We start from the raw sequence: 21,335 nt of genomic DNA, 5'->3' as shown, positions 1-21,335 counted from the left end.
TGTGGCACCATAGCCTTATTCTTTCACCACGAATTCCGAACGCTGCCCATGAGCCAACAGACGCCACCCCATACCCTTGCCGACGTCACCCTGGACGACAAGTACGTCAACACCCAGGGCCAGGCCTTCATGAGCGGCATGCAGGCGCTGGTGCGGCTGCCCCTGACCCTGCACGAACGCGGCTTGCGCGCGGGTAAAAAGCTGGGGGGCTACATTTCGGGCTACCGAGGCTCGCCGGTCGGCACCTATGACATGGCGCTGTGGGCGGCCCAAACGCACCTGGCGCCACGCGACATCAAGTTCCAGGCTGGTGTCAACGAAGAGCTGGCGGCCACCGCCGTCTGGGGCAGCCAACAGGTGCATTTGCTGGGCGACAGCGCCTTTGATGGTGTTTTTGGGATCTGGTACGGCAAGGCGCCCGGGGTTGACCGCAGCATCGACGTATTGCGCCATGCCAATCAGGCCGGCAGTTCACCCCAGGGTGGCGTGCTGGCCATTGCCGGTGATGACCCGAATGCGGTGTCGAGCACGGTGACGGGTTGCTCCGACTACGACTTTGTTTCGGTCGGCATGCCGGTGCTTTACCCCGCCAGCGTGCAGGACATGCTCGATTTTGGCGTCATGGGCGTGGAGCTGTCCCGGTACAGCGGCTGCTGGGTGGGCTACAAGGCCGTGACCGACATTGCCGAAAGTTCGGCCATCGTGGACCTGGATATCGACCGGGTGCGCGCCAACTGGCCCGAGCTGCAGCAGCACGCCGACGTGCACATCCGCTGGCCCGACAACCGGGTCGAACAGGAACGCCGCCTGTATGAAGTCAAGCTGGCGCGCGCCAAAGCTTTTGCGCGCTTTTCCGGCATCAACCGGGGCAGTGGCGCGGGCACCGGGGCGCGCATCGGCATCATTGCCGCTGGCAAACCCTGGGCCGACCTGATGCAGGCGCTGCATGACCTGGGACTTGGCGAGGATGAGCTGACCCGGCTCGGCGTGCGCCTGCTCAAGCTGGGCATGATTTACCCGCTGGACGAGCAACAGATTCAGCAATTTACCCAAGGCATTGACACGGTGCTGGTGGTGGAAGAAAAACGTGGCCTGATCGAAGACCAGCTCAAAAGCATTCTTTTTGGCAGCGCCCCCTGCCCGGCTGTGCTGGGCAAACGCGGACGCGAAGGCCACACGCTGATCCCTCAGCACGGCGAAACCAGTCCGGCGCTGCTGGCGCAGGTTCTGGCCCGCAGCTTCCCGGAACTGGTCGGCAGCCCGATAGCGCAAGGCCGACTTGCGCTGCTGCAAGCCAAAGAACAGGCACGGCACAACGCCCCAGCGCTGGCGGCACGCACGCCCTACTTTTGCTCGGGCTGCCCGCACAACAGTTCGACCCGGTTGCCCGAAGGCAGCATCGCCCTGGCTGGCATCGGTTGCCACTGGCTGGCGCTGTTCATGGACCGGCACACCGAGACCTTCAGCCAGATGGGCGGCGAAGGCGCCAGCTGGCTTGGCGCCATGGGCTTTTCCAGCCGCCAGCATGTCTTTACCAACCTGGGCGACGGCACCTACCACCACTCGGGCATCCTGGCCGTGCGGGCGGCGGTGTATGCCCATGCCAACATCACCTACAAGCTGCTCTACAACGACGCCGTCGCCATGACCGGGGGCCAGGCGATCTCGGACACTTTCACGCCGCAGCAGATCGTGCAGCAGTTGCTGGCTGAGGGTGTCGGGCGCCTGGTCGTGGTGTCGGATCACCCGGAAAAATACCGGCAAATGGCGGCGCCCAACGGTGATTTTCCCAAGGGCGTCACGCTGCACGGCCGCGACGAGCTCGACGCCTTACAGCGCCAACTGCGTGAGACGGCAGGGGTTACCGTGCTGCTGTACGACCAGACCTGTGCGGCCGAGAAACGACGCCGACGCAAACGCGGCACGCTGGCCGACCCCGACGTGCGCGCCTTCATCAACGAGGCAGTGTGTGAGGGCTGCGGCGACTGCTCGGTGCAGTCCAACTGCATTTCGGTCGAACCGCTGGAGACCGAGCTCGGCCGCAAGCGCCAGATCAACCAGTCGAGCTGCAACAAGGACACCAAATGTGTTGACGGCTTTTGCCCCAGCTTTGTCACCCTGACCGGGGCCACACCGCGCAAAAGCGCGCACTCGCAGCAACAGGCGCACAGCGCGACACCGCCCATGCCCGCGCCACAAAGCGCTGCGCTGTCACCCGTGCATGAGACGGTGATCACCGGCATTGGCGGTACCGGCGTCATCACCATTGGTGCCATTCTGGCCATGGCGGCGCGCCTGGAAAACCTGAGCGCCACCTGCCTGGACCAGACCGGCATTGCCCAGAAGAACGGTGCCGTGCTGTCGCATGTGCGCATCGCGCGCGATGCCTCCAGCCTGCACACACCCCGTGTGGCCACGGCCCATGCCGACCTGGTGCTGGGTTGCGACATGATGGTGGCGGCCAGCCCGGCCGCCCTGGCCACCATGACACTACGGCGCACCCAGGTGGCCCTCAATACCCATCTGGCGCCCCATGCCGCCTTTGTGCTGAACCCGGTGGACACCGAGTTTGGTGAAGACAACTTGCGCGGCGCCATCGACAGCGCCGCCAGCGCTGAGCGCGTACACGCTTTTCCGGCCACCCGCCTGGCGACCCAGCTCTTTGGCGATGCCATAGCGGCCAACATGCTGATGCTGGGGTATGCCCTGCAGCAGGGCTGGCTACCGGTGTCGCTGCAGGCCATCCAGCGCGCCATCGAGATCAATGGGGTTGCCGTGGCGTCCAACCTGGCTGCGCTGGACTGGGGCCGTCGTGCCGCGCTAGATCTGAATGCGGTGCTGCGCAACAGCAGCCCGGCGCAGGCGGTGCACTTTGTCAAGCGCGACAACGAAGCCTTGCAGACCCTCATCGCACGTCGCAGCAATGACCTCGCCGCCTACCAAAACCAGGCTTACGCAGCGCGCTTTGAGGCCCTGGTGCGCCAGGTGCAGCAAGCCGAGCAACAGGCCATGCCGGGCACCGACACACTCACCCGCACCGTGCTCACCCAGGCCTACCGGCTGATGGCCTACAAGGACGAGTACGAGGTGGCGCGGCTGTACACCGATGGTCGTTTTGAAAAAAAATTGCGCGAGCAGTTCGAAGGCGACACCCGGCTGCGCTTTCACCTGGCGCCGCCCTTGTTGGCCAAGCGCGACCCCGTGACCGGACACCTCCAAAAACAGGCCTATGGCCCCTGGGTGCTGTCGGCCATGCGCTTGCTGGCGCGCCTGAAAGGCCTGCGTGGCGGCTGGTTCGACCCCTTTGGCAAAAGCACCGAGCGGCGCCTGGAGCGCCAGTTGGCCAAGGTGTACCCGGCCATGATCGAGGCCTTGCTGCCCAGCTTGACGGCGGACAAGCACGCCACAGCCGTGAAACTGGCGGGCATTGCGGCCGAAGTACGCGGTTTCGGCCACGTCAAGGAACGCCAGCTACGGCAGGCGGCCCAACAATGGCAACAAGCCTGCCAGAGCACGGCGGCCGAGCCGGTGGTGATGGCTTTTGTGGCGACCCTGCCGAGGGCAAAGCTTTAGCCTTTTTTGCCGCCCATCACCAACAAGACACCACCCACCACGATGGCACCAATGCCAGCCCAGATGGGCACGTTGACGGTTTTCTTTTCCTGCACCGTCATCTCCAGCGGCCCAACTTTGAGGGCCGTGGTGTCTTTGGTGTAGCTGAAGCCGCCATACGCGAGCCCCAAGGCGCCCAAAACGATGAGCAGCACACCGACGAGTTTGATTGAGTTCATGACAACACCTTTGTAAGGTTTCACACCAGCTGTGACACCGACGGCATCCCAGCGCGCAACACGCCTTTTATTAAAACACGCCGGCTCCCCCACCTTTGTGCTGTAACGCACAGACCCTCAATGCGCCTTGTCCCAATTCAGCCCCACGCCCACTTCGGCCAGCAGCGGCACTTTGAGGTGCGCGACACCGGCCATGAGTTTGGGCACCTCGTGGCGCACCCAGTCCACTTCTGACTCGGGCACCTCGAACACCAGTTCGTCGTGCACCTGCATGATCATTTTGGTGGCGCGCTGCTCGGTGTCAATCACCTGCTGCACCTTGACCATGGCCAGCTTGATCAGGTCGGCCGCCGTGCCCTGCATGGGCGCGTTGATGGCGGCGCGCTCGGCCCCGCTGCGCCGCGGGCCGTTGGGCGAGTTGATCTCGGGCAGGTACAGGCGCCGACCAAACACGGTCTCAACATAGCCCTGCGCTTTGGCCAGCGCCCGGGTCTGGTCCATGTAATGTTTGACGCCAGGGTAGCGGTCAAAGTAGCGTTCGATGTAGTTTTTGGCGGCTGTGTTGTCGATACCCAGCGCCTTGGCCAGGCCGTAAGCGCTCATGCCGTAGATCAGGCCGAAGTTGATGACTTTGGCGTAGCGACGCTGCTCGCTGCTGACTTCTGCGGTGTTCACGGCAAATATCTCGGCGGCCGTGGCGCGGTGCACGTCCATGCCGTCGTGGAAAGCCAGCAGCAGGGCGGCATCACCGCTGATGTGGGCCATGATGCGCAACTCGATCTGGCTGTAGTCAGCGCTGGCAATGACGCAGCCGGGCGGCGCCACGAAGGCTTCGCGCACGCGCCGGCCCTCTGGGGTGCGCACCGGGATGTTCTGCAGGTTGGGGTCGTTGCTGCTGAGGCGCCCGGTCACCGCCACCGCCTGCGCGTAATGGGTGTGAACACGCCCGGTGCGCGGGAGTGCGAGTTGTGCCAGCTTGTCGGTGTAGGTGCCCTTGAGCTTGGACAGGCTGCGGTGTTCCAGAATCTTGGCGGGCAGGGGGTAATCTTCGGCCAGCTTTTGCAGCACCTCGTCGTCGGTGCTGGGTGAACCCGTCGGGGTTTTTTTGACCACCGGCAGGCCGAGCTTGGTGAAAAAAATCTCGCCAATCTGCTTCGGGCTGCCCAAATTGAAAGGCTGGCCGGCGAGCTCGTGCGCCTCAGCCTCCAGCTGCAAGATGCGTTTGCCGAGTTCGTGGCTTTGGCTGCTCAGCGTGGGCGCGTCGATCAGCACGCCGTTGCGCTCGATGCGATACAAGGCCTCGCTGCTGGCGATCTCCAGCTCGTAAATGAAACGCAATTTGTCGTTGGCCTCAAGCAGCGGCCACAACACCCGGTGCACATCGAGCGTCATGTCAGAGTCTTCACACGAATACTCGGCGGCTTTGGCCACATCGACCTGGTCAAAACAGATCTGGTTGGCGCCCTTGCCACACAGGTCTTCAAAACTGATGCCGCTGCGCCCCAGATGACGCTCGGCCAGGCTGGCCAGGCCATGCGGTTTGGTGACTTCGAGCACGTAGCTTTGCAGCATGGTGTCGTGCGCATAGCCTTGCACCTCGATACCATGGTTGGCAAACACATGGCGGTCGTACTTGACGTGCTGGCCGAGTTTTTTGTGACTACCGTCCTCCAGCCAGGGCTTGAGCCGGGCCAGCACTTCATCCCGTGGCAGCTGGGCGGGTGCATCGGGGTAACTGTGGGCCAGTGGAATGTAGGCGGCCTCGCCCGGTGTCACGCTGAAACTGATGCCCACAATGCTGGCGCGCATCTCGTCGAGCGAGGTGGTTTCGGTGTCCACCGCCACCAGTTCGGCAGCCAACACTTTGGCCAGCCAGCGGTCAAAAGCGTCCCAGGTGAGGAGGGTGTCGTAGCGCAGTTCGCTCACGCGGGCAGGGGCTGGGGCGGCGTCCAGTTCGTCGAAAAGACCGGGTTCACGGTTGTTAACTACGGAAATGGGGTCGGATCCACGCAGCGAAGCGGAGCTGGCTCTGACCCCATTTCCGTTCTCCCCATTTCCTGCACCCAGCGCACGCGCCAGGCCCTTGAAACCGTATTTTTCATAGAACCCGGCCAGCGCCGGGGTGTTCATGCTGCCCACGGCAATGTCGTCCATGTCGGGCAAATCAGGCAACCAGTCTTTCAGGTCGCAGTCGGTCTTGATGGTCAGCAGCTTGCGGCCGGTGGGCAACCAGTCGAGCGTCTTGCGCAGGTTGTCTCCCACCGCACCCTTAATGGCATCGGCCTGGGCCACGATGGCATCGAGCGAACCGTATTCCTGCAGCCACTTGGCGGCCGTTTTGGGGCCCACCTTGGGCACGCCAGGCACGTTGTCGATGGCGTCACCCACCAGGGTCTGGTAGTCCACCATCAGGCTGGGCGGCACACCAAACTCGGTGGTGACCCCGGCCACGTCACGCACGCGGCCGTTCATGGTGTCGATGATGGTGATGCGTTCGTTGACCAACTGGGCCAGGTCCTTGTCGCCGCTGCTCACAATCACCTGCATGCCCTGCGCCGCCGCGGTGGCAGCCAGGGTGCCAATCACGTCGTCGGCCTCGACACCGGGCACGTCCAGCACCTTCCAGCCCATCAGCCGCACCACCTCGTGGATCGGCTCGATCTGGGCCCGCAGGTCGTCGGGCATGGGCGAACGGTGGGCCTTGTACTGCGGGTACAAATCATCACGGAAAGTGGGGCCTTTGGCGTCAAAAACACAGGCGGCGTATTCGGCAGGCACGTCCTTGCGCAGGCTTTGCAGCATGTTGATCATGCCGCGAATGGCCCCGGTAGGGCTGCTTGCGGGGTCGCCCGGTACGGCACGCAGGTCGGGCATGGCGTGGAAAGCACGGTACAGGTAACTGGAACCATCGACCAGCAGCAGGGTTTTGGGTGGGGCATTGTTCATGCCGGCATTTTGCCTGTACCAGACGCCACGGCAGCTTTATCTACAATCAAAACATGCGCCTTACCTACACCGTTCTTTCCCTCCTGCTGGCCTCTGGCCTGGCATGGAGCCAAACCACCCCTCCCCCAGCCGCTGCCGCCAGTGCCACGGTGCAGCGTGATGCCTCTGGCAAAGTACAAGCCCGCGTTGAGCACCTCCATGTCGAGGATGCCGGTGCAAGCATTGACGAGATCCGCGTCGGCGGCACTGCTCAAAGCATCACGGTGCAGCCCAAAGGCGGCATGCCAGCCTACCAGGTTGCCCCCAAAACGGGCGAGCGCACCTGGAAAGTCCTGGACTTCTGAGCCATGGCGGTCTATACAGAAGTCTCTTTTTCAGAGGCCAGTGCACTATTGCAACAACTTGGCCTGGGTGAACTCACCAGCATGCAAGGCGCCGCTGGCGGCATTGAAAACACCAATTATTTCGTCAGCACACAAAAAGACGGCGAGCACCATGACTACGTGCTGACCCTGTTCGAACGCCTGTCGTTTGAACAATTGCCGTTCTATTTGCAGTTGATGAAGCACCTGGCACAGCGTGGCATCGTGGTGCCTGAACCACATGCCAACGTCCAAGGCGAACTGGTCCTGAATGTCAAAGGCAAACCCGCTGCCGTGGTCGATAAACTGCATGGCGCCAGCGAGCTCAACCCCGGCCCGGTGCACTGCACCCAGATAGGTGCCATGCTGGCCAACATGCACCTGGCTGGACGCGACTTTGCACTGAGCCAGCCCAACCTGCGCGGCCTGAGCTGGTGGAACACCACCGTGCCCGAGGTGTTGCCCTACCTGAACGACAGCCAGACCGCCCTGATCACCCAGGAGCTGGCTTACCAAAACCAGCTCGCCACCCTGCCAGACTACACGGCCCTGCCACGCGGCCCGATCCACGCCGACCTATTCTGCAACAACGCCATGTTTGACCAAGTGGCCGGTCAACCCGTGCTCAGCGGCGTGTTTGATTTTTATTTTGCCGGCGTTGACGCCTGGTTGTTTGACCTGGCCGTGTGCATGAATGACTGGTGCATTCACCAGGAAAGCGGCACGCACCACGCAGCCAACGCCCACCATTTTTTGGCCGCTTACAACGCCGTGCGGCCCTTGCAAGCGGCAGAAAAAGAGCTGCTGCCTGCGCTGCTGCGCGCCGGCGCCTTGCGCTTCTGGCTGTCGCGCCTGTGGGATTTTTATCAGCCGCGCCAAGCCAGCATGCTGCAAGCCCACGACCCCAGCCATTTTGAACGTATCCTGCGGCACCGTGCCCGCCAAGTGCGGGACTACCCAAGCCTTGAGGCGTTCGCATGAAACTCAAACTCGTTCCTGCCCGCACCGGCGCCTACTGGGTCAAGCAGGGCATGCAAACTTTCTTCAAACAACCGTTGGCACTGGCCGGGCTGTTCTTCATCTTCATGGCGGTCATGTCGGTGGCCACCATGTTGCCGATCGTGGGTTTGCCACTGGCCATGACGCTGCTTCCTGCTGCCACGCTCGGCCTGATGGCAGCCACGCAAGAAGCAACCCAAGGCAAATTTCCGATGCCGCTCATTTTGTTCACCGCTTTGCGCGCCGGGCCCGCCAAAGTGCGCGCCATGCTGACGCTGGGAGGCCTGTACGCCGCGGGTTTCATGCTGGCCATGGGCGTCTCGTACCTGGTGGACGGAGGCGGTTTTGCCCGGCTGTACCTGGGCGGCAGCGCACCGACCACCGAACTGCTGCAGTCACCCGATTTTCAAACGGCCATGTGGGTTTTTATTGGCCTGCACTTGCCGCTGTCCCTGATGTTCTGGCATGCCCCGGCGCTGGTGTTCTGGCATGACTTGCCACCGCTGAAAAGCATGTTTTTCAGTATCGTGGCATGTTTTCGCAACTTCTGGGCCTTTACGGTGTTTGGCCTGTCCTGGATGGGAACCATCCTGGTCGCCGTGCTGGCCATCGGCACCCTGGGCAACGTCTTGGACAACCCTGGCCTGTCCAGCATGATCCTGTTTCCTGCACTGATGCTGCTGGCGGCGATGTTTTTCACCTCGCTTTACTTTACCTACCGGGACAGTTTCGAGCTGGAGCCACCCGGTCAGGAACAAGCAGCCACATGACTGGATACTGATGTTATGCCAGGCGCAAGCGGGCATGATTTTTTATGACGAGACATTTCTCTGCTTTTTTCAAGCTGGCGCGCGTAGGGCTGCATCTGATCCACGGACTCTGGGTCGTCAACCGCCATTTCCCCAGATGGCAGGACCATCAAAAAGCAAAACGCATCCAGGCTTGGGCCCGGTCTTCGCTGGCGTTGCTCGGCATCGACTTGAAAGTGAATGGCAATCCGCCCGGCAATGGCCCACTGCTGCTGGTCGCCAACCACGTGTCCTGGCTGGACATTGTGGTGTTGCTGGCTTCATGCCCGTGTCGCTTTGTGTCCAAGTCAGAGATTGGCCAGTGGCCCGTGGTGGGCACCCTCACCCGGGCGGCAGGCACCCTGTTCATCACCCGGAGTTCCAGGCGAGATGCCCTGCGCGTGGTGCATCAGATGGCCGAAAAGCTGCACGCTGACAGCGGCATGGTTCTGGCCATCTTTCCCGAGGGCACCACCAGCAACGGCCTGCAGGTGTTGCCGTTTCATGCCAATCTGTTTCAGGCCGCGATCTCGGCCAACGCCCCGGTGCAGACCGTGGCAGTGCGGTTCGAGGAAACAGCCAGCGGCCGGCACAGCCAGGCAGCCTGCTACATTGACGATGACACTTTTTTGGGCTCACTGTGGCGCACACTCACGGCACCACAGCAACGCGTGGTGTTGAGTTTCGGATCAGCGCAACACGCCGGTGGTCGCAACCGGCAGGACTGGGCAGCCGATGCACACGCCGAAGTTGCAGGCATGTTGAAGGCCTGACCCAGCTGAAGATCAAGCGCCCAGGAAGTGTTTGCGGTAACGTGCCGGCAGGTCGCCGATGCGCATCAACATGGGCAGATCTGCCGTATTGAAGTCCGGGTCCCAAGCGGGCGCACCCAGTACTTTGGCGCCCAGGCGCAAATAGCCCTTGATCAGTGCCGGTGGCTCAACCGCCAGACTGCTGTCCAGCTGTTCTACGGGCAGCGGCAGGCGTGGCCGCACATGGAGTTCGATCGGCGCCAGATGGGTGCTTTTGAGTTGCTGCCAGATGCTGGCAGCCACGTCGCCACTGACCATGCCGTTGTGCAACATGGGAATGCTGGCACAGCCAATCATGGTGTCAAGCTGGTTGCGCACCATGAATTCCGCCAGAGCGCCCCACAGCGCCATGATGACACCGCCATGGCGATGCTCCGGGTGGACACAACTTCGACCCAATTCCACCATGCGCTCGCGCAAACCGCGCAGTCGCACCAGATCAAATTCGGTGTCGCTGTAGGTGCTGCCGACGCGCCTAGCTTGGGCGGGGGTCAGCACACGGTAGGTACCCACCACGTCCTGGCTGGCGGCGTCGCGCACCAACAGGTGCTCGCAATAATTGTCAAACAGGTCAATGTCGTGCCCCGGCACCGGCGTGTTCAGGCGGGCGCCCATCTCGTCGGCAAAAACCTGGTACCTCAGGCGTTGGGCCTGACGGACTTCGTCAGCATGGCGGGCCCAGGACACTTGCAAGGGAGCGCGCTCGGCTTTGGGAGCCGCAAGCGACGCAGCCAGTTCGCCTGCATCAGATCGATGAAGTGACCCCCTGGGCATCGAGACCGGAGACAAGGCAAACGTTGGGGTGGGGAGATCTCTCATGTTGTACTCCTTTGTTGAACAACATGATGATGGCAAGGCAGGATGACACCTTCATGGCAAATTGATGTCAATCCGGTGACACCCGGCCAAGCTCAGGGCACGGGCGTGAGCTTGGCCACCGACAGCGCCAGCCACTTGACGCCATGGCGCGGAAAATTGATTTGCGCGCGCGCATCGTCGCCCTTGCCTTCCAGCAACAAGACCGTGCCTTCGCCAAACTTGGCGTGAAACACCTTTTGCCCGGTGCGCAAGCTGTTCTGGGCCTCGACCTTGGGCTGCGCCACGGGCGCGGGCGCTGCAAAGCGCGCGTAATCGGTGCCAAACTGCCCTGCCGGACGCTTGCCGTAGGCGTTGGCATGGCCTGAATACAGGGCCTCGGAAAAACTCTCGGAATTGCCAAAACCGGGGTGCTTGGGCGTGATCCATTTCAGCGCTTCTTCGGGCAACTCTTCAAAAAAGCGGCTGCGCAGGTTGTAGCGTGTCTGACCGTGCAGCATGCGGGTCTGCGAATGGCTCAGGACCAGGCGCTTGCGGGCACGGGTGATGGCCACGTACATCAGGCGGCGCTCTTCCTCCAGACCATCGCGGTCGTTCATGGCGTTTTCGTGCGGAAACAGGCCTTCTTCGATGCCGGTAATGAACACGCAATCAAACTCCAGGCCCTTGCTGGCGTGCACCGTCATGAGCTGGATGGCATCCTGGCCGGCCTGTGCCTGGTTGTCACCGGCTTCCAGCGCGGCGTGCGTCAAAAAGGCCGCCAGCGGCGACAGGGTTTCGCCGGTTTCTGCGTCGGGCGCGGGGATGTCCAGCAGCGGCTGGTTCAAGTCCAAACCCTGGGACGCGGGTGACTGGGTCAGCGGCTGGCCCAGTTCATCCACCGGCAGCGCCACGGCGTCGCGGCCAAAACCCTCGATCGAGACAAAGCTCTCGGCGGCGTTCACCAGCTCTTCCAGATTCTCCACCCGGTCGGCGCCCTCGCGGTCAGCCTTGTAGTGGTCAATCAGGCCGCTGTGGTCAAGCGTGAGCTCGATGGTTTCGCGCAGGCTCAGGCCCTGGGTCTGCTCGCGCAGCACGTCAATGCCCGCAAGAAAGGCGCCAATGTTGGTGCCCGCCTTGCCGCTCAGGCCGCTGACCGCGTCGCTGAGCGAGCAACCGCTGGCACGTGCCACATCCTGCAACTGCTCCAAGCTGCGCATGCCGATGCCGCGCGGCGGAAAGTTGACGGCACGCAGAAAACTGGTGTCGTCGCGCGGGTTCTCCAGCAGGCGCAGGTAGGCCAGCGCGTTCTTGATCTCGGCGCGCTCAAAAAAGCGCAAGCCGCCATAGACCTTGTACGGCATGCCGGCATTGAACAGCGCGGTCTCGATGACCCGGCTTTGCGCGTTGCTGCGGTACAGCACGGCAATTTCCTTGCGCTCGTGGCCCTCACGCACCAACTGCTTCATCTCATCGACCATCCACCTGGCCTCGGCAAAGTCGCTGGGGGCCTCGAACACCCGCACGGGCTCACCCGGGCCTTGCGCCGTACGCAGGTTTTTTCCCAGGCGCTTGCTGTTGTGGCTGATCAGCGCATTGGCAGCGTCCAGAATGTTGCTGCCACTACGGTAGTTTTCTTCGAGCTTGATCTGGTGCCGCACGCCAAACTCACGCACGAAGTCGGCCATGTTGCCCACGCGTGCCCCGCGAAAGGCGTAAATGCTCTGGTCGTCGTCACCCACGGCCAGGACACAACCCGTGGGCTGAAAAGCGCCTTCGACCGTGCTGTGGGCACCGGTACCGGCCAGCATCTTGATCCAGGCGTATTGCAGCTTGTTGGTGTCCTGAAACTCGTCGATCAGGATGTGCCTGAAGCGGCGCTGGTAATGCTCGCGAATGGGGTCGTTGTCGCGCAGCAGTTCGTAACTGCGCAGCATCAGCTCGCCAAAATCGACCACACCTTCGCGCTGGCACTGGTCCTCGTAGAGCTGGTAAATCTCGATCTTTTTGCGCGTTTCGTCGTCCCGCGCCTCGACCATGTTGGGGCGCAGGCCGTCTTCCTTGCAGCCACCAATGAACCACTGCATCTGCTTAGGCGGAAAACGCTCGTCGTCCAGGCCAAACTGCTTGTACAGGCGTTTGATGGAGGACAACTGGTCTTGCGTGTCCAGGATCTGAAAGCTCTGCGGCAGGTTGGCCAGTTTGTAGTGGGCGCGCAAAAACCGGTTGCACAGGCCGTGAAAAGTGCCAATCCACATGCCGCGCACGTTCAGCGGCAACATGCTGGAAAGGCGCGTCATCATCTCCTTGGCCGCCTTGTTGGTGAAGGTGACCGCCAGGATGCCGCCGGGCGACACCTGGCCGGTTTGCAGCAGCCAGGCAATGCGGGTGGTGAGCACGCGGGTTTTGCCGGAGCCCGCCCCGGCCAGAATAAGGGCATGCTCGGCCGGCAGCGTGACAGCCGCCAGCTGCTCGGGGTTCAGGTTGTTCAGCAGGCCCGCATCTGGCGCGCTGGGAAGGGTCGGGGTTGAAAACATAAGGGCATTGTAGAAAGCCGCCCGACTTCGATAGAATCAAGCACCGGGCCCAAGCAATTGGCACCCGGTTTTTTTATGGCCGGGTCCAATCCAAGCGCTCTGTGTTTTTGAATTGATTTTCTTGAAATTGAACTTTTGGAGCTTGGAACCATGGAAATTTTTGACTACGACAACATCTTGCTGCTGCCCCGCAAATGCCGGGTGGAGAGCCGCTCGGAGTGCGATGCCAGCGTGGAACTGGGGCCGCGCCGCTTTCGCGTCCCGGTGGTGCCTGCCAACATGAAGACGGTGGTGGATGAGTCCATCTGCATCTGGCTGGCGCAAAACAACTACTTTTACGTGATGCACCGCTTCGACCTGGACAACGTGCAGTTTGTCAAGGCCATGAAGGCACGCGGCCTGTACGCATCCATCTCACTGGGGGTCAAGCAGCCTGACTATGACACCGTTGACCAACTCGTGGCGCTCGGCCTGACGCCGGAGTACATCACGATTGACATCGCCCATGGCCATGCCGACAGCGTGAAAAACATGATCGGCTACCTGCGCGAAAAAATTCCGGGCACTTTTATCATTGCCGGCAATGTGGCCACGCCCGAGGCGGTGATCGACCTGGAAAACTGGGGCGCCGACGCCACCAAGGTCGGCATCGGCCCGGGCAAGGTCTGCATCACCAAACTCAAGACCGGTTTTGGCACCGGCGGCTGGCAACTGAGCGCGGTCAAATGGTGTGCCCGCGTGGCCACCAAACCCATCATTGCCGATGGCGGCATCCGCGACCATGGCGACATTGCCAAGAGCATCCGCTTTGGTGCCACCATGGTCATGATCGGCTCGCTGTTTGCCGGCCACGAGGAAAGCCCCGGCCAGACGGTAGAGGTGGACGGCAAGCTGTACAAGGAATACTACGGCTCGGCCAGCGACTTCAACAAGGGCGAATACAAACACGTGGAAGGCAAGCGCATCCTGGAGCCCATCAAGGGCAAGCTGGCCGACACGCTGATCGAGATGGAGCAGGACGTGCAAAGCTCCATTAGCTACTCAGGCGGCAAAAAACTGATGGACATCCGCAAGGTCAATTACGTCACCCTGGGCGGCGACAACGCGGGCGAGCATCTGCTGATGTAGGCCATGCACTGAAGCAAGGCTTCAGTGTCTTTTCAGCTTTTTGCATCCTTGCTAAGCAACAGGTCAACAATTTCAGTGCATTGCGCCTGTTGCGCCAGCGACAAGGGCGTGGCGCCTTTCCTGGTGCGCGCGGACACATCGGCACCTTTGTTGATGAGCAGTTCGGCAATGTCGATGGTGCCGCCCGAAAGCGCGAGCAACAGCGGTGTGTAGCCCAAGGCATCACGCACATTGATGTGCGCCCCTTTTTTGATCAGCGTTTCGGCAATGTCCCGGTACCCAAAGGTCGGCTTGCCGCACGCCAGCATCAGCGGCGTGAGGCCCAGCTTGTCCTTTTCGTTGACGTCTGCGCCCGCAATCAGAAGAATCCGCGCAATGATGGTGTAGCCCTTCTTCAACGCCAGAAGCAGCGGCGGTGTGCCGTTGTCATCGGTCAGGTGGATATTGAAGTTGGCTCGGACAAACAAATCAATGAGTTCGATATCTCCGCTTTCGAGTGCCCTCAAAAAATTATCTCTATTGCGAAAAATACCACGTTTATCCAATTCAAGGATAGCGGTTTCTTTCCTCTCTGCCGCCAGGAACGTCTCCAGCATTCTGAAGTCGCGCAAGGCATCAATTTCTTTTGTCGCCTCAGGGGAAAACCCCTTGCGCCCCCCTCGTTTGTCGATCAAAAGATCTCTCAGGTAGTCATCGATTTCTGGCGTATCCCATATTTCATCGATCCTTCTGAGTACGTGGTCATGGTGCTGTTCAAGGTAGACCGGATAGTCGTCTCCGAGGCCTTCAAGCAGAGGGTGTTTCATCGCTACGCATCTCATTGTTAAATCACACTATCTTCGCGCTCGCGTAAGCTTTTGCGGTGCGCCATTTGAAGCGTCATTGTGGACTGTTATTCGCTTCTCCCGACAGCTGACACTTCGACGGCGGGTATCACTCCCTTACCCCGGAATCTCCGGCTCAACAAGATTTGCCAGTTGCGCGAGCGACTCCTGCCAGCCCAGATAACACATTTCCAGCGGAATGACCTCTGGTATGCCCTCTTGCACGATCGCCAGCTCTGAACCACACGAGACCGGTTTGATTGACACCGTGACCCGCATCTCGCCGGGCAGATTGGGATCGTCAAACTTGTCTGTGTACCGAAGGCGTTCGCCCGGCACCAGTTCAAGATACTCGCCACCGAAAGCGTGTTCATTGCCGGTGGAAAAATTTTCAAACGACATCCTGAAAGTGCCGCCAACGCGGGCATCCATGTGGTGAACCTTGCAGGTAAACCCATAAGGCGCAATCCATTTCGACATGGCCTCTGCGTTTAAGAAGGCCCGATAAATCTTCTCCGGTTTGGCGCGGAGTACGCGATGAAGACGGACTGTTCCTGTCGGCATGGTCAATTCTCCTGAAGTTACACAGAATAGGCGTATTTGACCTGCGGATGGTAAACGCGAATCACTTTCCTTGACGACACTTTCCGTTGCGAGCTTGCCGTTCCAGACACAATTTGCTGATCTTCTAAGTAAGCCCTACCCCGTGGCACCTTCGAGGGCGCTCTTCAGATCAGCCCGGATTTCCTCAAACGGCTTGATGTCGTCCACCACCTTGGGTTCAGTCATCAGACCGTTGGCGCGAAGCATTTGGTCGAGTTGACGCAACCGGCATCCAACACCCATGACCTGTTTGCCATTGATCAGGGCCGGCTCGCCACGATAATTGGCCCGTTGCCCATTTTCCGCCCCTGAATTGACTGACAGCACAATGAACGACAGTTGCCACTTTTACCGGGAGCTGACGGCCCTCGAATCGTTTCAAGAGGCAATTCAGACTCAACTGCACTCATCGCTTCCGCTAGATTGGTGGGTTGTCGTTGCCGACATCGCAGGGTCTACTCTTGCGATCGAGCGCGGGGATTACAAGAAGGTCAATACAGTTGGTGTGGCATGTATCGCTGCCGTGGTGAATATTGACCGCAGCATTCAGATCCCATACGTCTTCGGCGGTGATGGGGCAACAATGGCCATTCCGGGAGCCATCATTGAACAAGCCCACAGTGCCCTACGCGGCGCCCAAAGGCTTTCCAAAGAAGATTTTGGGCTTGATTTGCGGATAGGCCTGGTCCGTGTTTTCGATCTGGTTTCAAGTGGATTTCGGGTGAATCTGGCCAAGGTTGCACTGTCAAAACATGTCACCCAGACTTGTCTTTCGGGTAGAGGGTGGGATGAGGCGGAGCGACGCACGAAGACCCCAGGATCGACGGGTTGTGTCTGGCTGTCGGAATCTGTCAGCGCCTCGGCGCAAGCCAATTTTGAAGGGTTTGAGTGTCGCTGGCACAGTGTGGAAAATTTCAATGGCCACAAGTTATCGCTTCTGGTAACGGCAATGTCCGGCGAAGCTGACAGGAATTTGCAGACATACCAGGACGTACTGAAAAAGGTCTATTCGATTTATGGTGATGTTCAACGCCACCATCCGCTTCGTGCTAGCAAGATGCAGCTGACGATGAATCCAGATTCTCTGAACCATGAATTGCGTGTGCGGTCCTACAGCCGCAATGCCTGGGAAAAGACTCGTTATTTCCTGATGATGATGCTGAAGAATCTTGCAGGTATCTACCTCTTGCGGGGCAATCTGGATACCAAGGCTGTCCGCTGGAGTCGTTACCGAGATGAATTGGTCGAAAACACAGATTTCAGGAAATTCGATGGGATGTTGCGCATGGTCATTGATGGAAATGACCAGCAGTTTATGGAACTGCAGTCATATCTGGAAAGAATGTTTCGCGAAAAGCAACTCGCCTACGGAATGCACCAATCTGGTGAAGCCTTGGTGACTTGCCTTGTCCACTCCTACACAGGGAATCACATGCATTTTGTGGACGGGAGCAATGGCGGCTACGCTATGGCTGCACGGCAACTCAAGCAGCAGATTGTCAATCTAAGAGGCGCAAGACCTCCAAAGTAGACATTGGCGGTGCAAATGCCACCCGCGGACTATTGATTCATCGTCCTGACCGATGCCGCCACCCCGCCCTGCCCAACCCCAATGCCGAACCACTGACACGCCAAACGCCAGCGCCACCAAGGCCTGCCACCTTCCGAGAACGCCAGCAAGTGCTGCTAGAATTTAGCCTCTTCACGGCGAGCGACGATACGTGAAGACGGGAACTTAGCTCAGTTGGTAGAGCAGCGGACTCTTAATCCGTAGGTCGAGAGTTCGAATCTCTCAGTTCCCACCAAAATGCACAAGAAAAGCCCACTATCAAAATGGTAGCGGGCTTTTTCAGTTTAAGCTCTTTCAGCGAAAGCGAAAGGGGAGCTTGAAGTCCAGCGGACCAAAGTGCATGTGCATTGAGCCCAGTCCAAGGACGCTTAATACTGCGAATATGACGAAGGCCCAGCCGATGACGACCATGATTGAATTGAAAAATCTCATTGGGCGATTGTTTCATGGTCGGTCCCAGTGACTGGGGCTGAATACAAAAAAAGTTCCAACCTGCAGCCAGCTTGGGCGAATGCGGTGTTTGTAGTTAAACGCCGTGTTTAAAAAATCTTTATTTACTGAACATATCGGACGGAGCGTTCAGTAACCGCCAGCCAACGACTGGGGAACGGATGACTTGAACCTGGCGAGCAAGCTGCGCGCGGCATCGGACAACAGCATGGTGTCCACGCCGACGGCCACAAACAAGGCGCCGGCAGCCAGCCATTTGCGCGCCTGATCCTCCGTGGTGGCGATGATGCCGGGAGCCTTGCCGGCTTTGAGAATGCGTGCCATGCCAGCCGCGATGGCGGCCTGCACCTCGGGGTGACCGGGGTTGCCGGGAAAGCCCATCGAGGCCGACAGGTCGGCCGGACCGATGAACACGCCGTCCACGCCCGGTGTGGCGGCGATGGCGTCAAGGTTCCCCAGCGCTTCGACTGTTTCCACCTGCACCAGCAGACAGACTTGTTCATTGGCTTCCTGGATGTAGTCGGGGTAACTCTGCCAACGCGAAGAACGGGCCACGGGGCTGCCCATGCCGCGGATGCCATCGGGTGGGTAACGCATGGCACGGACCATGTGCGCGGCCTGCGCGGCCGTGTCCACCATGGGTACGAGCAGAGTCTGCACGCCGAGCTCGAGATACTGCTTGATGATGGTGGTCTCCCCCACCGGCACACGGGCGACCGGGTGCGTGACCAAGCCGGGGATGGAGCCGATGGCGCTGGAGACGCCCTGCAATTGCGCCAGCATGGTGCGCAGGTCGCTGGGGCCGTGCTCACCATCGAGCAGCAGCCAGTCATAGCCGATGCCGGCCACGAGTTCGGTGCACAGGCCGTCGGCCAGGTCCACCCACAGGCCAATCTGGACCTGCTGGTTCTGCAATGCTTTTTTGAAGGTGTTGACAGGTGTTTTCATGGTGATGGATTGGGGTTCTGGTGAAACGAGATTCAGTTCGCCAGCCAGCATCATATGCTGCGGTAGCAGGTGCTGGCCCTTGACCGCAGCACATGACCCAATCCAGACGGCTCTGTCATTGAGGAAGGCAGATCGGCAATTGATAACGGATCTGAGACCCTCAAGGCTGGACGACGATCTCGTTTCTGACTGATTTCACGCCGTTGACCTTGCGCGCAATGCTTTCCGCGGTTAGCTTTTCGGTGGTGCTCTTGGCAAAACCGGACAGCAACACGATGCCGTTGAGTGTTTCAACGCTGATGCTGGTACCCGCCACACCCTTGTTTTCGAAGAAGCGGCTCTTGATCTGGGTAGTGATGGTGGTGTCGTCAATGTAGGCACCGACGGTCTGCTGGTCCCGGGTAACGGCACAACCCGACACGGTGAGCAACGCCACGGCAGAAACCATGGCGGCAAGAGTGATTCGCATGATCATGTTTTATCTCCTGTAGAAGTGGATGTGCGATAGTCCGCCCGCCCGAAGGAGAGCACGACATGCACAGCATACCGCGAAGCACGGGCGTCGTACTGAGAATTCTCATGGCGCTTGTGCCATCAGACCCGGCGACGCTCACGGGTGGTCGGCTGCACCCTACCCTCCATCGGGACTTGGGTAACTCACCTTGATGACCTCAATCTCGTCCACCCGGTCCGGCATGACCAGCTTGAGCACATCGCCCTGCTCGGCCTTGAGCAGCGTGCGGGCGATGGGCGAGACCCAGCTGACCTCGCCCTGGGCGCTGTTGGCTTCGTCGATGCCCATGATCCTCACCGTGCGCAGTTCGCCCTGGGCATCCGCATAGGTGACGGTGGCACCAAAAAACACCTGGGTGTTGCCAAAGTGCAGCGACGGGTCGGTGACCTCGGCAATTTCAAGGCGCTTGATCAAAAAGCGGATACGCCGGTCAATTTCACGCAAACGCTTCTTGCCATAGTGGTAGTCGCCGTTTTCCGACCGGTCGCCGTTGCTGGCGGCCCAGTGCACCACCTCCACCATCTTGGGGCGTTCGACCTCAATCAGTTCTTTGAGCTCGTGGCGCAGAACGGCAAAACCTTGGGGTGTGATGTAGTTTTTGCCACCTGCAGGCAAGGGCGGAAGACGAATTTCGTCGTCTTCGTCATCGTTGTCTGTTTCTTTGGTAAACGCTTTGCTCATGCCGCTTATTGTGGCTGCACCCGTACAAACGAAGCAAACCGGGGCAAGCCCCTGGGCGTGCGGTCACGGTAACGGTAGGTGACGATGGCCCCCACCGGGGGCGGATCCGCACGTTGGGCGTCACTGAAGCCCGTGCCCAAGGCAAACTGCTGGCCATCGGGCAAGGCCAGCAGCAAGGCCCCCATACGCCCGGCGTGGCGCCCCTTGCCCGGCAAATGTGCCAGCACGCGCGCCTCGTCATCGGGCATGGGTTTGAGTTTGAACAGCGCATCACTGCGCCCGGGCGACCACAGGGCGTTGGCGCGGTGCAGCACCAGGCCTTCGCCGCCCGCTTTCACGGTTTGTTTCAGCAAGGCCTGCAAGCTGATGGCATTTGGAATCTGGCTTTGGGCCACGGCCTGCAGCCAGGGCTGGCGCACCTCTGCCAGCAGCGCGTTGATGCGCTGGGTGCGTTCTGCAAACGAGCCGGTGGCGCCAGGCAGGTCAAAAATCATGTAGCGCAGCTGGCGCCATTCGGCCTCCAACGGCAGCTTTTTCCGTACCGTGCCGGAAAGTTCGTCAAAGCGGCCGCGGCCCAGCCACAACTCGCCGTCCAGCGGCGTCTTGGGCAGGCCAGCGATGAACCAGTCCGGCGCCGCAATGGGCAGGCCACTGCGAAAACGCAGGCTCTGGCCGTCCCAGAAGGCACGCACGCCATCGAGTTTTTCGCTCACCAGATAGGGATTGGGGTCCAGGCCAGATGCCCAGTGCTTCGCATGCATGAGCGCGGGCTGCGCGGATGCGTTGGCCTCCAGCGCTACCGGCTGGGCCACCGTGGCCGCCCAGGCGCTGGTGGCAGACACGCTGCCCAGCAGCACACACACAGGCGTCATGCGCCAGCAAAATTTCACGCTTTTCATTGTTTTACTCCCTTTACCCGACGTTTGCCGGGCTTGTCAGACTGAAGCCTGACCTACCACACACCGAAGCTCACCGAAAAAACTGATCAGGCCACCAAACGTGACGACTTGGGCACGTGCGCCATCAAGAATTCCATTTGATCCGCCAGGATACGGCGGTTGCGCAAAATGAAGTCTTCCCACAGGCTGGGAACATAGGGCGTATAGAGCAGCGGCATGTGCGCCTGCTCGGGTGTGCGATGGCTTTTGCGGTGGTTGCAAGGGCGGCAGGCCGTGACCACGTTCATCCAGCTGTCGATGCCTTTTTGCGCAAACGGAATGATGTGCTCACGCGTTAAATCATGCTCGTCAAAATGGTCGCCGCAGTAGGCGCACAGGTTGCGGTCGCGAGCAAACAGTTTGCTGTTGGTCAGGCCGGGTTTGAGTTCAAACGGGTTGATGCCGGGGACGCCTTTGGTGCCGATGATGCTCGACACTGTGATGATGGACTGCTGGCCGGTGAGTGCATTGTGGCCGCCGTGAAACACCGCCACCTGGCCGCCCATTTCCCAGCGCACCTCTTCAGCGGCGTAATGAATCACCGCCTGTTCGAGCGAAATCCAGGATTGGGGCAACCCCTGGGCTGACAGCTTCAAGACTTTCAAAACACGACTCCTGAAAAGGACGTAATCCGAACCAAGCTTTACGG

General features: G+C 60.2%; 18 protein-coding genes and 1 tRNA gene. 8 read left to right on the top strand and 11 right to left on the bottom strand.

Translation table 11 applies throughout. The annotated features are described in order from the left end of the window. Positions 1–48: 48 nt before the first annotated feature. Positions 49–3,573 carry an indolepyruvate ferredoxin oxidoreductase family protein gene (locus NDJ10_RS10520; RefSeq protein WP_296161922.1) on the top strand — a complete coding sequence of 1,175 codons (3,525 nt, stop codon included), beginning with the start codon at positions 49–51 and terminating at the stop codon, positions 3,571–3,573. On the opposite strand, the gene NDJ10_RS10515 is transcribed toward NDJ10_RS10520, so the two are convergent. Together NDJ10_RS10515 and polA are read right to left on the bottom strand one after the other, a co-directional pair. Beyond that, entirely contained in the window at positions 3,570–3,791 is a 222-nt protein-coding gene (locus tag NDJ10_RS10515; protein WP_296161920.1) for a hypothetical protein, read from the bottom strand. The genes NDJ10_RS10520 and NDJ10_RS10515 overlap by 4 nt on opposite strands. Before the next feature lie 117 nt (positions 3,792–3,908). Beyond that, positions 3,909–6,737 carry a DNA polymerase I gene (polA, locus tag NDJ10_RS10510; protein ID WP_296161919.1) on the bottom strand — a complete coding sequence of 943 codons (2,829 nt, stop codon included), beginning with the start codon at positions 6,735–6,737 and terminating at the stop codon, positions 3,909–3,911. Between the two features lie 53 nt (positions 6,738–6,790). Between polA and NDJ10_RS10505 the strand changes: the two genes are divergently transcribed. Genes NDJ10_RS10505 through NDJ10_RS10490 form a run of 4 tightly spaced genes read left to right on the top strand, consistent with a single transcriptional unit; the run spans position 6,791 to position 9,659 of the window. Continuing rightward, positions 6,791–7,081 (top strand): hypothetical protein, encoded by a 291-nt coding sequence (locus tag NDJ10_RS10505; RefSeq protein WP_296161917.1) that lies wholly within the window; start codon positions 6,791–6,793, stop codon positions 7,079–7,081. Positions 7,082–7,084: 3 nt separating this feature from the next. Then, positions 7,085–8,080: a homoserine kinase gene (locus NDJ10_RS10500; RefSeq protein ID WP_296161915.1), complete on the top strand. Its 996-nt coding sequence runs from the start codon at positions 7,085–7,087 to the stop codon at positions 8,078–8,080. After that, positions 8,077–8,868, top strand: a complete 792-nt coding sequence (locus NDJ10_RS10495) for a BPSS1780 family membrane protein (protein WP_296161912.1) — start codon at positions 8,077–8,079, stop codon at positions 8,866–8,868. Before NDJ10_RS10500 ends, NDJ10_RS10495 begins: the two co-directional genes overlap by 4 nt. 44 nt (positions 8,869–8,912) lie before the next feature. Beyond that, positions 8,913–9,659: a lysophospholipid acyltransferase family protein gene (locus NDJ10_RS10490; protein WP_296161910.1), complete on the top strand. Its 747-nt coding sequence runs from the start codon at positions 8,913–8,915 to the stop codon at positions 9,657–9,659. Positions 9,660–9,671: 12 nt separating this feature from the next. Here NDJ10_RS10490 and NDJ10_RS10485 read toward each other — a convergent pair whose 3' ends face one another. Both NDJ10_RS10485 and NDJ10_RS10480 read right to left on the bottom strand, forming a co-directional pair. Further along, positions 9,672–10,517 carry a GNAT family N-acyltransferase gene (locus tag NDJ10_RS10485; protein ID WP_296161908.1) on the bottom strand — a complete coding sequence of 282 codons (846 nt, stop codon included), beginning with the start codon at positions 10,515–10,517 and terminating at the stop codon, positions 9,672–9,674. A gap of 92 nt (positions 10,518–10,609) precedes the next feature. Then, positions 10,610–13,030 carry a UvrD-helicase domain-containing protein gene (locus NDJ10_RS10480; RefSeq protein WP_296161905.1) on the bottom strand — a complete coding sequence of 807 codons (2,421 nt, stop codon included), beginning with the start codon at positions 13,028–13,030 and terminating at the stop codon, positions 10,610–10,612. 150 nt (positions 13,031–13,180) lie between these two features. On the opposite strand from NDJ10_RS10480, the gene NDJ10_RS10475 reads away from it, so the two are divergent. Beyond that, positions 13,181–14,158, top strand: coding sequence for a GMP reductase (locus NDJ10_RS10475; RefSeq protein ID WP_296161903.1), 978 nt, complete (start codon positions 13,181–13,183; stop codon positions 14,156–14,158). Positions 14,159–14,190: 32 nt separating this feature from the next. On the opposite strand, the gene NDJ10_RS10470 is transcribed toward NDJ10_RS10475, so the two are convergent. Together NDJ10_RS10470 and NDJ10_RS10465 are read right to left on the bottom strand one after the other, a co-directional pair. Next, entirely contained in the window at positions 14,191–14,964 is a 774-nt protein-coding gene (locus NDJ10_RS10470) for an ankyrin repeat domain-containing protein (protein ID WP_296161901.1), read from the bottom strand. A gap of 135 nt (positions 14,965–15,099) precedes the next feature. Next, entirely contained in the window at positions 15,100–15,546 is a 447-nt protein-coding gene (locus tag NDJ10_RS10465; protein WP_296161899.1) for an SRPBCC family protein, read from the bottom strand. Between the two features lie 352 nt (positions 15,547–15,898). On the opposite strand from NDJ10_RS10465, the gene NDJ10_RS10460 reads away from it, so the two are divergent. Continuing rightward, positions 15,899–17,116 (top strand): DUF3095 domain-containing protein, encoded by a 1,218-nt coding sequence (locus tag NDJ10_RS10460; protein WP_296161895.1) that lies wholly within the window; start codon positions 15,899–15,901, stop codon positions 17,114–17,116. Positions 17,117–17,314: 198 nt separating this feature from the next. Further along, positions 17,315–17,390: transfer RNA gene (locus NDJ10_RS10455), tRNA-Lys, on the top strand. 344 nt (positions 17,391–17,734) lie between these two features. Here NDJ10_RS10455 and NDJ10_RS10450 read toward each other — a convergent pair. The 5 genes from NDJ10_RS10450 to NDJ10_RS10430 form a co-directional block, all read right to left on the bottom strand. Next, a complete protein-coding gene (locus tag NDJ10_RS10450) occupies positions 17,735–18,553 on the bottom strand; it encodes an HpcH/HpaI aldolase/citrate lyase family protein (protein WP_296161892.1) in 819 nt (272 codons plus the stop codon). 160 nt (positions 18,554–18,713) lie between these two features. Then, positions 18,714–19,028, bottom strand: a complete 315-nt coding sequence (locus NDJ10_RS10445; RefSeq protein WP_296161890.1) for a BON domain-containing protein — start codon at positions 19,026–19,028, stop codon at positions 18,714–18,716. Between the two features lie 156 nt (positions 19,029–19,184). Then, entirely contained in the window at positions 19,185–19,748 is a 564-nt protein-coding gene (greB, locus tag NDJ10_RS10440) for a transcription elongation factor GreB (protein WP_296161888.1), read from the bottom strand. A 5-nt stretch (positions 19,749–19,753) separates the two neighbouring features. Next, positions 19,754–20,647, bottom strand: coding sequence for a DNA ligase (locus NDJ10_RS10435; RefSeq protein WP_296161886.1), 894 nt, complete (start codon positions 20,645–20,647; stop codon positions 19,754–19,756). Between the two features lie 86 nt (positions 20,648–20,733). Beyond that, on the bottom strand, positions 20,734–21,291 hold the full coding sequence (locus tag NDJ10_RS10430) for an HNH endonuclease (protein ID WP_296161884.1): 558 nt from the start codon (positions 21,289–21,291) through the stop codon (positions 20,734–20,736). Positions 21,292–21,335: the final 44 nt, after the last annotated feature.

The organism is Rhodoferax sp. (assembly GCF_023700745.1).
Taxonomy (GTDB): Bacteria; Pseudomonadota; Gammaproteobacteria; order Burkholderiales; family Burkholderiaceae_C; genus Rhodoferax.
Note: the sequence above shows the minus strand (reverse complement) of the source record. Positions and strands in the feature narration are given on the sequence as shown.

Bases quoted from the DNA above. Each gene is read 5' to 3' on its own strand.
- NDJ10_RS10520 (WP_296161922.1), top strand. From the start codon at position 49: ATGAGCCAACAGACGCCACCCCATACCCTTGCCGACGTCACCCTGGAC.
- NDJ10_RS10515 (WP_296161920.1), bottom strand. From the start codon at position 3,791: ATGAACTCAATCAAACTCGTCGGTGTGCTGCTCATCGTTTTGGGCGCC.
- polA (WP_296161919.1), bottom strand. From the start codon at position 6,737: ATGAACAATGCCCCACCCAAAACCCTGCTGCTGGTCGATGGTTCCAGT.
- NDJ10_RS10505 (WP_296161917.1), top strand. From the start codon at position 6,791: ATGCGCCTTACCTACACCGTTCTTTCCCTCCTGCTGGCCTCTGGCCTG.
- NDJ10_RS10500 (WP_296161915.1), top strand. From the start codon at position 7,085: ATGGCGGTCTATACAGAAGTCTCTTTTTCAGAGGCCAGTGCACTATTG.
- NDJ10_RS10495 (WP_296161912.1), top strand. From the start codon at position 8,077: ATGAAACTCAAACTCGTTCCTGCCCGCACCGGCGCCTACTGGGTCAAG.
- NDJ10_RS10490 (WP_296161910.1), top strand. From the start codon at position 8,913: ATGACGAGACATTTCTCTGCTTTTTTCAAGCTGGCGCGCGTAGGGCTG.
- NDJ10_RS10485 (WP_296161908.1), bottom strand. From the start codon at position 10,517: ATGAGAGATCTCCCCACCCCAACGTTTGCCTTGTCTCCGGTCTCGATG.
- NDJ10_RS10480 (WP_296161905.1), bottom strand. From the start codon at position 13,030: ATGTTTTCAACCCCGACCCTTCCCAGCGCGCCAGATGCGGGCCTGCTG.
- NDJ10_RS10475 (WP_296161903.1), top strand. From the start codon at position 13,181: ATGGAAATTTTTGACTACGACAACATCTTGCTGCTGCCCCGCAAATGC.
- NDJ10_RS10470 (WP_296161901.1), bottom strand. From the start codon at position 14,964: ATGAAACACCCTCTGCTTGAAGGCCTCGGAGACGACTATCCGGTCTAC.
- NDJ10_RS10465 (WP_296161899.1), bottom strand. From the start codon at position 15,546: ATGCCGACAGGAACAGTCCGTCTTCATCGCGTACTCCGCGCCAAACCG.
- NDJ10_RS10450 (WP_296161892.1), bottom strand. From the start codon at position 18,553: ATGAAAACACCTGTCAACACCTTCAAAAAAGCATTGCAGAACCAGCAG.
- NDJ10_RS10445 (WP_296161890.1), bottom strand. From the start codon at position 19,028: ATGATCATGCGAATCACTCTTGCCGCCATGGTTTCTGCCGTGGCGTTG.
- greB (WP_296161888.1), bottom strand. From the start codon at position 19,748: ATGAGCAAAGCGTTTACCAAAGAAACAGACAACGATGACGAAGACGAC.
- NDJ10_RS10435 (WP_296161886.1), bottom strand. From the start codon at position 20,647: ATGAAAAGCGTGAAATTTTGCTGGCGCATGACGCCTGTGTGTGTGCTG.